The organism is Shewanella sp. SM23 (genome assembly GCF_025654295.1).
GTDB classification, from domain to species: domain Bacteria; phylum Pseudomonadota; class Gammaproteobacteria; order Enterobacterales; family Shewanellaceae; genus Shewanella; species Shewanella oncorhynchi.
In genome coordinates this window covers 10014-23437 of the sequence record NZ_JAKKRM010000023.1, presented here as the reverse complement: position 1 = coordinate 23437, position 13424 = coordinate 10014, and the positions used below count along the sequence as shown (strand labels likewise).

The window sequence follows — 13424 nt, the reverse complement described above, 5'->3', positions numbered from 1 at the left end:
AGTATAAAATATTGAAGCAGAATAAAGGCGCCAATGGCGCCTTTACCTTAGTCAATGCACTTCGAGTATCAATTTTCTAAATAAGTATCTCTAATGGCAATTGCTTCTGGCAGGATTTGCTTGAACTCCTCCACCAGCTTAGGATCGAAATGTTTTCCCGCTTGATTTTCAAATAGCTCCATAGTTGCTTCAATCGTCCAAGCCTGCTTGTAAGGCCGTTGCGAAGTCAGCGCATCGAACACATCCGCAATCGCGGTGATACGCCCTTCAAGGGGAATTTCTTCGCCAACCAAGCCATTGGGGTAACCTGAACCATCCCACTTCTCATGGTGAGTTAAGGCGATACGACGGGCCATTTGCAATAACGGATCGCTATGTTCACCAATAATCTCTGCACCTATGGCAGCGTGCTGCTGCATAATTTCCCATTCCTGCGCATCAAGTTTCCCTGGCTTTTTCAGCACTGCATCGGGCGTACCGATTTTACCAATATCGTGCATAGGCGCCGCATTAAAAATCAAGTCACAAAAGGTCGTCGGTAAGCCGAGCTTTATCGCTAATATGCGGGCGTAATGGCTCATACGCACAACATGTAGACCCGTCTCGTTGTCCTTGTATTCAGCAGCACGGCCAAGACGACGGATAATCTCGAAACGGGTTTCTTCTAATTCGTGGGTACGAACTTTAACTTGTTGTTCGAGTAGACGTTTTTGATCATAGAGCGCAAGATGCGTTTTAACCCGCGCTTTAACGACAGGCGCACTGACAGGCTTAGTAATGTAATCCACCGCGCCCAATGCAAAACCTTGGGCTTCATCAGCAATTTCAGATAAGGCGGTCACGAAGATCACCGGAATATGGCTGGTCAGCGGCTCTTGCTTTAGCACCTTGCAGACTTCATAGCCATTCATACCTGGCATCATGACATCGAGCAGAATCAAGTCAGGCCGCGATTTTGTCACTAACGCTAACGCCCTCGGGCCATCGATCGCCACTTTGACTTTGTAATCATCACCTAAAATACCAATCAAAATATCGATATTCTCAGGTGTGTCATCGACGACTAATATTGTTGCTTTTTCCATTAACAACTCCACTCAATGTCACGCATTATAAATTCGCGCTACCGCTTTCTATCCTAACTGTGTAATCACATCGTCAATTAAGTCGATTGCCTCATCAAACTGATACTGGTTAATCATAGATAAAGCGGGGCTTAATGTTTGCCACATCGCACTACTCACCTTCGGCTTTAACGCATCAATTTTTGCCACTGCGCTGGCATCGGCTTCATCTAGATTCTGACGTAAGACCCGTAATGCGGCTCTCAAGTCCTCATCTGATAGCAAGTCCACCGCTTGAGGCTCGGCTTGATTCACTATCACAGGCTTAGCCTGTTCAATCGCATCGCAGATAGAGGCCACTAGCGGTTGAATTTGAACTAACTCATCTTCATAGGGCGCTTTCTCTGTTAAATGCAACTCAAGCAAACGCGCTAATTCCACCAATTTTGCCGAACTTAAATTACCCGCTAAGCCTTTAAGGGTGTGGGCGATACGCACCGCATCTTCGACTTGATTCGCCGCGATGGCTTTGCGAACCTGCTCCACGACATTACGTTGACTGCTCACAAAACGATCAAAGATTCGTTGATAAAGACGCGTCGAATGCTGCACCAGTTGCAAACCTCTATCGATATCCAGCTCAGGGTGTTCTGGCCATTTGAGCAATACCGTTTGATCAGCGCCATTGCTGACTTCACCCTGTGCGCTGGACGAAGTTAACCGAGTTGAGGCTTCCGCCCTTATCGCAGCAGAAATTCCAGAAGAAGATCCGAGGTATTTCAATAGGGTTTGATAGAGCACATTCACTTCTATGGGCTTGGCAATATGGTCATTCATCCCAGCCCGAAGACACATATCTCTATCACCAGCCATCGCATTCGCAGTCATAGCGACGACAGGTAAATTTGCCAACTCAGGCCTTTTCCTTATCGCTTTAGTGGCTTGATAACCATCCATCACCGGCATTTGACAGTCCATTAACACTAGATCGAAATGCTGTTGGGATAGCTTATCTAAGGCAATTTGGCCATTGGTCGCTATGGATAAAATAATCCCCACTTGCTCTAAAAACTCGCTGGCGACTTCGAGATTCATCTCGTTATCTTCCACTAATAAGATACGCTTCCCTTGAAGTGGTAATAATAACTGCGGCGCCAGGTCTTCGGTACGGCGTCTGACTGGCAATATGCCTTCACGGCCAATCGCATTCATTATGCCATCGAGCATGCGTGAGGCGCTGATGGGTTTACTGATGTACCCCGCCAGTGCTAATTGCTCAATTTGAGTGATAAATTCATGATTCGCATGGGCGGATACCATCAAGATCTTAGGCTGAGACTTAGCCTGTAGTTGGATCTGACGGGCGGTTTCTAACCCGTCCATACTGGGCATTTTCCAATCGATTAATGCCACTTCATAGGTCTGCAGTAAACAGCGGCTTATTGCTTCTTCACCTGAACGAACCGTATCGACTCTAAAGCCCATACTTTCGAGCGTTGTACGCATTATGTCCCTAGCGGTCGCGTTATCATCTACCACCAGCACAGACATGCCCTCAAGCTCTTGCTCAAGCACTAATTTTTGGCCCTCGGAAATTTGTAACTTCACAGTGAAATAGAAGGTGCTGCCATGACCAAATTGACTTTCGACACCAATATTGCCCCCCATGAGTTCAACGAGTTGCTTACAAATAGCCAAACCTAAGCCTGTACCACCGTATTTACGGGTGGTTGAAGTATCCGCTTGGGTAAAGGATTTAAATAATTTTGCTTGCTGCTGCTCAGTTAAGCCTATGCCGCTGTCACGCACACTAAAACGCAGCACGACATCATCATCTTGCTGTTCAACAAGATTTAACGACAGTAATACTTCACCCCGCTCGGTGAACTTAATGGCGTTATTCATCAAGTTAATCAACACTTGACCTAAGCGTAGCGAATCACCATATAAATAACGCGGCACGTTAGGGGCGACTGCAAATAACAATTCAATCTGCTTGTGGGCGGCTTTCTCAGAGAACATATCGCTGAGATCTTCTAGCATAGTATCGAGCTGAAATGGCACTGAATCTATGTCGAGCTTACCCGCTTCGATCTTAGAGAAATCCAGAATGTCATTGATAATAGACAGTAAAGACTGCGATGCCCGCTCAATCTTCTCCACATAGTTTTTCTGTTTTTTATCTAATTCGGTCTGTAAGCACAGCTGGGACATGCCGATAATGGCATTCATTGGGGTGCGTATTTCGTGGGACATATTCGCCAAGAAGTCACCCTTGGCTTTACTGGCGGCATCGGCTTGCTCTTTGGCAAGTAACAGTTCATCGGAAAGCAATTTAAGCTCTGTCATATCGACCATGCTGATCACAGCCGATTCAAATTGTCCTTGGGCATCTAACAATGCCGACACATTGACCGTCATCCATAAAGGCGCACCGGAAGGACGAATAAAACTTCTCTCGCCACGATAATGGTCAATTTTGCCACCGACCAATTCCTTAAATTGCGCCTTGGCGATATGCTTATCTTGTGCGCTAAGGACCTCAAAAATTGCGGTATTGCGTAAACTCTCCCGAGACCGCGCCATATCAGCACAGAATTGGTCATTACAATCTAAGATAACGCCTTTAACATCCACATTGACGATACCAATGGTCGCACCATCGAACAGTGCCTTAAAGTGCGCTTCACTGAGGGCTAACTCTTGTTCTATGCTCTTGCGTTGGGTGATGTCCATTACATACCCATTCCAAGTAATGGCGCCATCCTCTTCAACATGGCCGCTCGCACCCGCCTCCATCCAACGTATGCTGCCATTGGGATGGCGATAACGAAACTCGCGGATCCATTGAAACCTATCTTCACTCTTACCCGAAAGTGCCCGCACGACGTCCGGCCTTTCTTCATCAAAAATTCGCTCCGCTATGATGTCAAAATTACTAATAAGATCATCACGATGTAGCCCCAGCATTTTCATTGCCGCACCAGAGAGAAAGGTAAATCTGCGATCAGTAGGCGAGTGCCACAACAATTGGTACACGGTACAAGGAATAGACTCTGTAATATTGGTCAATTGCAGGCGCGAAGCCTCTAGCTGTCCTATAGCAAGCTTACTCTCTGTGATGTCATCAATACTGCCGTCGAACCAAAGTGGAACGCCCTCTTCGGTATAACTTGCCTTACCTTTCTCATGCACCCAGCGCACACTGCCATCGCGATGGCGGATACGATATTCCACTTCAAAGGTTTCTTGCTGCGCGAGTGCTCTATCAATATGCAAATGACATGTAGGCCGATCCTCTTCTAAAATCAGCGAAGCAAAAGTACGTTGGCGATTTTCAATAAACTGACTCGCTGCATAACCCGTAATCTCAGCAATATTGTCACTGATATATTCCATGAACCATACATCCCCGATACGAGTCCGATAAACGGCGCCGGGAATATTAGTCACTAAGCCACGAAAACGCTGTTCGCTATCACGGATCTTCTGCTCAACGGCCAATTTTTGTGTCATATCGCGTATTGAAGCCGCCACTTGCCTTTGTCCATCAAAGGCAGAGGGAAGAATACTCAGCGCTATTTCCGCAATAAATTCATTACCATCAGCTTTTAACGCCCGTACATGACGGGCATTTGCCATGCCTCTATCGCGGCCTTCGCGCAGGAATGTTTGCCGCTCAAGTACATGCCCGTTTCCTAACTCTTGCGGCAATAACGCCTCAACCTGCAAACCCAGCATAGCGCCCGTTTCGTATCCAAAGAGCTGCTGACAGCGACTGTTAGTAAAGACGATTTTCCCAAGTTCGTCGACAATGAGCATGGCCTCGGGAGCGGCTTCTAGTACGGCATTTGACCAAACTGCTGCTGAAAACTGCTCAGTAACATCGGTAAATAACATCTCCACCGACATTAACTCACCCGTATCTGATAATAACGGCTGCATAAATACATCGAGCCTTCTTAAATGCCCTTTTTCATCCAGCATTTCCACTTGATGCGAAGGGACATTTTGGCCCTTTAAGGCCAAATCGGTATATTCCCAGTTTTTCTCATTAAGGGGATTAGCCGAGAAGAGCCTTTGATATTTGCGCTTGAGCAAATCAGGTGAGATCCCCAACACCTTAGTTACCCCCTCACTGACTTGGGCGAGTTGACCATTAGGTTCTAGGGAACAATAGAAAGATTTATCGCTCATACCATCAATTAGGCGCGCAAAGCGGTTGCCACGGGAATCAAGAATGGCTTGTTCACGTTCTGCGAGTAATTCCGCCATTTGATTGAAGGTAGTACTCAGCGTCACTATTTCACTCACGGCACCTTTAGGTACAATGAGCTGCTGAGTTTTACCCTGTCCAAAGGACAAGATACCCGACTCGAGTAGCTCTAACGGCCGAGTTAATCGTTTCGCCGCCAGATAACAAGTCAGCAATAATAAGAGGGTTAATAAACTTAAATTGAGGATAATAGATGCTAGATCATCAAGTAGGGAGTTGAATAAATCTTGTTCTGGCGCGAATACAATCACACGCCACTTTAATTGAGGGACAGTCGCAATACTCGCAAGATAAACAACATCTTGGTTATCAACAAACCTTGCTTGACCATCAAGCCTTTTATCCTGTAGCGTCCAAAAATCGGCATTTTTATCTTTATTCTTATCGAGCCACTGGGCTGAAGTCGTTGCCAGCACTTTTTCTTTATCTATATGATAAATAAGCCGCCCTTGGTCGTCTAAAACCACCAGACGATTTGGTGCAATCCCCAATTGTTTTGGCAATCCATCTAAGGCTAAATCAACCGTCGCAACCCCAAAATAATTACCTACCGCACCAAAAGGAGCCGAATAGGTCAACATCAGAATATTCCCCGCCCCCTCATCAAAGTATGCCTTTGACCAATAACCGTTCGCTTGATTGATAGCCTTGCTCCACCAATCCCAAGTGCCATCGGTATAGTCGTAGCCTTCAGCGCCAATATCGAGGTAGTGTAAATCGTTACCACCACTTGTATCGCGGTAAACATAGGGAGAAAAGAGCTTTCGATTGGGGAAGGTATTAGGTTTAAACGCGACTGCGGAGCCAAAAAAGTCAGGATGACGTTTGACTCGATTCATCAAGACACTTTTAACACTCTCAGTGTCATTCATGTCTTCTTTACTTGACAAAAAACCAATAAAATCAGCAAGACCTTGGGTGTTGGCCTGCGCATGTTCGAGCAGAAACTGCAGACGAGAAGCCGAATGACTCGCCTCTTGTGTCAGGCTATGGTAAAGCCGATTCTCTGTGGAGATATAACTAAACCAAGCGTTTACACCATAGACACTCGCCATAATTAAAATGAGAGGCAAGGCTATGTGGGATAAAATCCTACTGCGAAAAGTACGAAGTTTACTTTTTTCCATGGCGTCGCCCTAAAGCCCTCGATTTTATAAGCACTGCATTTAAAAATAGCACTTATAAAGTAAACGAAGAATTTAGTGGCGACAATGTCAAAGTTAAAATAATGTGAAGTAATTTATTGTTTTAAAAACACTAATAAGCCGTCTCTAAGGTTTGATTAGGTAAGATACGAGCAAAATAGCTTTGGGTTTCGGCGATAATGATATGCCTCAAGCCCACAATGGCGATCAAGTTAGGGATAGCCATCAAACCATTAACCGTATCGGCCAACAACCAAATCACATCCAGTTTGATAAAAGCACCACCCGCAATCAGCACCAAAAACACCACTTGATACATGCGTAACCCGCGCTCACCAACTAAGTAATACCAACAGCGTTCACCATAATAATGCCAGCCCAAAATCGTTGTAAACGCAAAACACACTAGCGCAATCGTCACCAAATACTGACCCACAAGCGCTGAGCCTCCCAGAGCAAAAGCTGCACTCGTCATCGCGGCACCCGCCGTCTCACCACTCCATACCCCAGTGATGATCAGCACTAAGCCCGTCATAGTGCAAATGATAATAGTATCGAAGAAGGTACCCGTCATGCTAACGAGACCTTGCTCAACGGGTTCATTGGTTTTAGCGGCAGCGGCGGCAATGGGTGCACTACCTAATCCAGATTCGTTCGAGAACACACCTCGGGCAATACCGATTTGAATCGCCTGCGCGACTGTCGCCCCTAAAAAGCCCCCCGCAGCTGAGAGTGGCGTAAAGGCAGATTCAATCACTAAAGCTAAGGCGGGTAAAATCTGCTCGGAGAAACCGACTAAGATCCACACGCAGGCCAGCACATAACCAATCGACATCGCAGGCACAAGTTTTTGCGCCACATTTGAAATGCGCTTTACGCCACCCAAAGTGACTGCGGCAACTAACACAGTCAACACAGTTGCAGTCAACCAAGTCGGCACCTCAAAGGCAATCGTCAGTGCATCGCTGATGGCGTTAACCTGTGCAAAAGTACCGATACCGAAAAAGGCCACACCAACCCCAAAGAGAGCGAACAATTTCGCCATCCAAGGCAGACCAAGGCCGCGCTCGATATAATACATAGGGCCACCCGCAATCTGCCCACGAGCATCGGTGGTACGGTACTTTACCGCCAACATACATTCAGCATATTTAGTCGCCATGCCGAAAAATGCCGCCAGCCACATCCAAAATAACGCCCCAGGGCCACCCATTTTTATTGCCGTCGCCACGCCAACAATATTACCGGTACCGATAGTGGCGGACAGCGCAGTACAAAGCGCAGCAAAGGAAGATAAATCCCCATGACCTTTGGCGGGTTTAAACAACAATCCCATCGCCATCGGCAGACGAAATACTTGGATAAGCTTGAGACGCACAGTGAGGTAAACCCCTGTACCCACCAGCAAACAAAGGGTAATTGGGCCCCAGACGATGCCATTAATACTGGCAAGTAAAGCTTGAAAACTCATGATATTCCTCGAATATTAAACAACAAAATTAATAAACGGAGGAGGAAAAGAAATGGCTGTGACGCGCCGCAGTCGGACGCTATAGCGAACTATTTTGACCTAATCTCGGCCGAGAATCGCCTAAGCTGAACGCTAAAAGCGTAGCAAGCGAGAGCTCTACACAAGTGCTTTCAATAAGAGCAAAAGTGCTCCATCTCAAGCAAAAGAGTAAAAATAGCCCACGACGACAAACGACAGGGACTGTGCAGTCATCCTCTCCTCTGTCCTTTTGCCTGAGCGTTTCGCGTCGCAGGTTATACAATAACACCACGACACTTTCGCCTTCGGCGCCACCTGATTGCACAATGAGTGCAACTGGTAGTCTCTCCAGAGGCTCGTCCAGTAACAGTCCACGCCTATCGGCACCTGAAAGAGTGCTTTGTTTTTATAAGAAGACTCGCTTCTGTAAAACCAAAGTTGCCTCGTCGGTGTGGGGTCAATTCCCCACTCTCCTGCTACCTTCATCCGAACGGATTGCTAGATTGAGATTTACTCCCAAGCTAACAGGACGCACAGAATGCAACAAATGCGGCGTCAGCTCAAGCCGTTTACTCACAGTTCGCGGAGGATTTAATCCAGTTGACTATTTTTACACCAAATGACGATTTATGTTTTGTTACTCAGTAGATGATCCTATTACAAGAAAAATCAGTATCTATCTGAATAGAAAATGCTTTATCTTGAACATAGAATGGCAATGCTAAATTGCGGCCACTAAGTAAGTTGCCGCCGCAATTTGAAACACTGCTTACCACACCCGCCGCCAATGGATATAAAGGAGTTGCTCAATGGCCGACGTCGCTAAGCTTAACCAAGTCACCAAAGGCTTTCGCGATGGTGAGCAATATCATCAAGTACTGCAAGCGGTTAATCTACAGATCCACAGAGGTGAAACCGTGGCGCTTACAGGTCCCAGCGGCAGCGGCAAAAGCACCTTACTCAACCTGATCGCCGGCTTTGAAACGCCAGACTCGGGTGAAATCTTGCTAGAACAAGCGTCCACCTCAACTTGGCAAGACAAAGATTGGAGCCGTTTCAGACGTAATTCCTTAGGTGTCGTGTTTCAGCAATTTAACTTACTCACGCCACTCAACGTGAAAGACAATATCGCCTTCTCCTTAAGTTTAACCGCGCAGCCATGGTCGCCTTGGTGTGACTATCTGGTTGAAAAACTTGGGCTGATGCCACTACTTCATCGGCAAGTTGAAGCCCTGTCAGGCGGTCAACAACAGCGTGTCGCCATCGCCCGCGCCTTAGCCCATAAACCGACCTTGCTACTGGCCGACGAACCCACAGGTAACTTAGATGATGTATCGGGTAAGCAAGTCATGGCATTACTGTGTGAACTGGCACGGGAAAGCCAAACCAGTATCTTAATGGTCACTCACAGCGAAGAGTGCGCCGCCTTTATGCAAAAACGTTGGCACTTATCCCAAGGTGCAGTCGCTATCTATGAACAATAAACCGCTCACTAAGGCGACTCCCACAGCGCTTAAGCAAACAGAACTTAAACAGACTGGACTTAAGCAAACAAGGCTAAAGTTAACTTGGCTGAGGCTGACGTGGCTCAGCCTAAAGGTTTTTATCGCCCATTATCGCCATGCGCCTATACAAGCAGGTGCCATTCTGCTCGGTATCGCCTTAGCTGTGACTCTGCTGATTGGGGTTAAAGCAACCAACGACAATGCAGTGCGCAGTTATAGCGATGCGACTGAGTTACTGAGTCAACGCGCCGATGTGCTACTCACTCCGCCCCTTGGACAAAACACCTTAGATGAATCTGTCTATTTCGCCTTGAGACGGGCCGGATTAAGTCAGAGTCTCGCCGTCGTAAGTGGCAAAATCTCCGGTAAAAACGGTCAGTTCTGGCAACTGGAAGGCAGCGATTTGGTCGCCGCATTAACACTACAAAAATCGAGAAGTAACGCCTCGACCAACACACAATCAGCCACCTCGCCACAGATGAATGACTTACCGCTTGCCGATCTCCTCAGCGGCGCAGCCACAGTAATCATGAGCCGCAGCCTAGCAGCCAAAGTGGCACCAGAAGGTAAACTTGTTTTAGAAAATAGCACCTTAGATGTCATTGCAATTGATGACAGTTTTAGTCTCGGCAGCGCCATCTTGGCCGATATGTCCCTCGCCCAGCGATTACTAAACATGCAAGGCAGATTGAGCTATATCGCCATGTTCAGTGAGCGAGAAAACCTACCTAAACTAAAATCCCAACTCGACACTCTTGGCATTACGCCGCAAAAGGCCAGCTTTAGCCAGCAGGATCAAGGCCAAGCCTTGATTGCGCTGACCCGCAGTTTTCACCTTAATCTTAATGCCATGAGCATGTTAGCCTTCGTTGTCGGCCTCTTTATCGCCTATAACGGTGTGCGCTACAGCCTAATGAAACGGCAAAAACTGTTAGTGCAGTTATTGCAACAGGGAATAGAGCGCAGCGCCTTGATGACGGCACTGATGTTCGAATTAATTTTGTTAGTTGTCATAGGTTCAAGTCTGGGCTTTATCAGTGGTTTGCAACTCAGCCACTGGCTGCAACCTATGGTCGCCATGACCTTAGAGCAAATGTATGGCGCCCACTTGCTCCCCGGTATTTGGCAATGGACTTGGCTTTTTGAGGCAATTGTCCTCACCTTAATTGCCGCGCTCGCCGCTTGCTTGCCCTTGTATTTAGATCTTACCCGCCAAGCACTTGCACAAGGGGCGAATCGTTATCAGCAAATGCAGGCACACCGCAAAACCCATAGTATTCAATTTGCCTTAGCCTGTGGCTTATTGACCTTAGCGGCTCTGCTGTTTCCCTTCAGCCAAAGCTATAACATCAGCTTAGTGTTGCTCGGTATCGTCGCAATCGCTATCCCCTTATTGTTGCCGCAATTATTACATTGGGGCGTCAGTGCATTAATGCCCTTGGCACGTCCTGGATTATGGCAATATCTGCTCGCCGAAACCCGTGAGCTTATTGCACCGCTTTCCTTGGCTATGATGGCAATCTTACTGGCGCTCAGTGCCAATATATCGATGAACACCCTCGTTGGAAGCTTCGAGCAAACCCTGCGAACTTGGCTAGAAACTCGCCTGCATGCCGATCTCTATATCCGCCCACCGAGCCAGCGTATCGACACGATTCAAACCCAATTGATGCACGATCCTAGAGTCAGCGGTCTTTATCAGCAGTGGCAAATTGAAGCCCTGCTTTCACTGCCAGTTTCGACGGATAATCCGAGCGAGCAGACGATTCCGGTGAGCCTACTCAGCCGCGATGAATTTTCGACTCGGCACACCAGTGCGCTTAAAGAAAGCCTGCCCACATTGTGGCAATCCTACTTTAATGCACCCGTTATATTGGTGAGCGAACCCCTTGCCATCAAATACCAATTACAGCTTGGTGATACTGTGTCATTAGATGTGCTCGAGAAAACAGGTAACAGCAAAGCCATTATTGGCGGCATTTATTATGACCACGGCAATACCCGAAACGAGGTCATTATCAGCCAGCCACTTTGGCAACGGGCCCAGTTACCTGTACTGCCAGTCAGTTTAGCGGCAAGTTTTCACGGTAAAGAGCAAGGCAGTAGGATAAGTGAAGCGCAGCTTGATCAACTACAAGTCCAACTGGCGACTGAGTTAGGTTTATCCCAAGCACAAATCTACAGCCAAACTAAGATTAAAACCCAAGCTATCGCTATGTTTAAACGCACTTTTTCCATTACCTTAGTGCTGAATAGTTTAACCTTGATTGTCGCTGCGATCGGCCTCTTTAGTGCCTGCTTAATGTTGACTCAGGCAAGGCAAGCGCCACTGGCACGGCTGTATTCCCTCGGCGTCAGTCGTAATGCTCTGCGCGGTATGGTGTTTATGCAAATGCTGATAGTGGTGCTGATCACTTGCCTGCTCGCTATGCCAACGGGAGCGCTGCTAGGTTACCTGCTTATTAATAAGATCACCTTGCAAGCCTTTGGCTGGACGATAAAAATGATTTGGGATTGGCAAGCTTACGGCCATGCAATACTGATTGCCTTAACCACCTGCACCTTAGCCGTACTCTTACCGCTGTATTGGCAAACCCGCAAGCCACTGGTCGCCAGTCTGCAACAGGAGACACTGTGATGAAAACACTCAATCTAAACAGTATTGCATGGGCAGTGGTTGGGTTAATGCTGATCGGCGGCTGCGATAAAACGCCATCAACGCAAAACACTCAGTCCAAATCCATGGCCAATGTGGTGGGGAAAACCTCTACTAATCAAGATGATTTAGCTTTTACGCCTGTTGTTCCCGGCTATAGATTTGAATTTCCGCGGGATCACTTGGCACATAACAGTTTTCGCCAAGAATGGTGGTATCTAACCGCGAATTTAACGACAGAAACAGGTGAGCAACTCGGCGCCCAGTGGACGCAGTTTAGAGTCGCCCTGAAACCCACAACTCTGCAAACAATCGCTCCACAAACAACAGTTCCGCAAGGAACAGATGTGATAGCTAAAAGTGAATCCACTTGGGCGACTCAGCAACTTTACTTAGCCCACAGTGCATTAACCTCGAATAATGCTCACCTCGCCCACGAAAAGTGGTCACGCCGTCATAGCGAGTTTGCCGAGGTGAAATTAGATCCCTATCAAATACGCCTCGACAACTGGCAATGGCAGAGCGAAACCAATGCACTCTTTCCCGCCACCTTAACGGTGGAGAATCCTGATTTCAGCTACCGACTTAAGCTGAATAGCCAAGCGCCACTGCAATACCAAGGCGTTAACGGCTATAGCCTTAAAAGCCGCGACGGCCAAGTAGCCTCTTACTACTACAGCCAACCCTTTATTGAAATTTCAGGTGAAATCAACCGCAATGGCAAAGTGGAGCAAGTCACAGGCCAAGGTTGGCTCGACAGGGAATGGAGCTCGCAATTTCTCACTAAAACGCAACAGGGCTGGGATTGGTTCGCGCTGAGGTTAAATGATGGCTCGACGCTAATGTTGTTTCAGCTACGGGATCAGTCTCCGGCAGAGTCCGCAAAGAATGCACCTATCTCAGCATTTTATAGCGCCAGAAGAATGTTTGCCGATGGCACTGGGCGCAACATCAATTCCACTGACAATCCCAATGACATTCAGATAACGCCTCTTAAATGGCAACACACAGTCAATGGCGACTATCCCGTTAGCTGGCAAGCCAAAATCCCCAGCGAAAATATCGATCTCACTATCACCCCGCTCAATCCCAATAGCGCTATGCCATTATCAACGCCCTACTGGGAAGGCCCAGTGCAACTCTCTGGCAGCCATACAGGTACGGGTTATATGGAGCTGACGGGATATTAACGTCTATGCATACTAAACAATGTGAATATAACTAATTGTTTCTAAATATGTTCTATCGCAGGATTTCGCAAGCATGCACGTCAGCTATTGCTCTTACCC

General features: G+C 47.3%; 6 protein-coding genes and 1 riboswitch. Of the genes, 3 read left to right on the top strand and 3 right to left on the bottom strand.

All coding sequences use genetic code 11. The features are described from left to right. Nucleotides 1-68 precede the first annotated feature (68 nt). The 3 genes from L5L98_RS19960 to L5L98_RS19950 all read right to left on the bottom strand — a co-directional run bounded on the left by L5L98_RS19960 (nucleotide 69) and on the right by L5L98_RS19950 (nucleotide 7956). A complete protein-coding gene (locus tag L5L98_RS19960; protein WP_263143070.1) occupies nucleotides 69-1085 on the bottom strand; it encodes a two-component system response regulator in 1017 nt (338 codons plus the stop codon). Between the two features lie 48 nt (nucleotides 1086-1133). Continuing rightward, nucleotides 1134-6467 carry a PAS domain S-box protein gene (locus L5L98_RS19955; protein WP_263143069.1) on the bottom strand — a complete coding sequence of 1778 codons (5334 nt, stop codon included), beginning with the start codon at nucleotides 6465-6467 and terminating at the stop codon, nucleotides 1134-1136. Nucleotides 6468-6597: 130 nt separating this feature from the next. After that, on the bottom strand, nucleotides 6598-7956 hold the full coding sequence (locus L5L98_RS19950) for an alanine/glycine:cation symporter family protein (RefSeq protein WP_105251512.1): 1359 nt from the start codon (nucleotides 7954-7956) through the stop codon (nucleotides 6598-6600). Between the two features lie 250 nt (nucleotides 7957-8206). Next, nucleotides 8207-8336: riboswitch (glycine riboswitch) on the bottom strand. Nucleotides 8337-8783: 447 nt separating this feature from the next. On the opposite strand from L5L98_RS19950, the gene L5L98_RS19945 reads away from it, so the two are divergent. From L5L98_RS19945 to L5L98_RS19935, 3 genes are read left to right on the top strand one after another with little or no spacing between them, the layout of a single operon-like run. After that, complete coding sequence (locus tag L5L98_RS19945; RefSeq protein WP_173246740.1) at nucleotides 8784-9458, top strand: ABC transporter ATP-binding protein; 675 nt, start codon at nucleotides 8784-8786, stop codon at nucleotides 9456-9458. Then, nucleotides 9448-12117, top strand: a complete 2670-nt coding sequence (locus tag L5L98_RS19940) for an ABC transporter permease (protein WP_263143065.1) — start codon at nucleotides 9448-9450, stop codon at nucleotides 12115-12117. Before L5L98_RS19945 ends, L5L98_RS19940 begins: the two co-directional genes overlap by 11 nt. Next, nucleotides 12117-13325 (top strand): lipocalin-like domain-containing protein, encoded by a 1209-nt coding sequence (locus tag L5L98_RS19935; RefSeq protein ID WP_263143064.1) that lies wholly within the window; start codon nucleotides 12117-12119, stop codon nucleotides 13323-13325. Before L5L98_RS19940 ends, L5L98_RS19935 begins: the two co-directional genes overlap by 1 nt. Nucleotides 13326-13424: the final 99 nt, after the last annotated feature.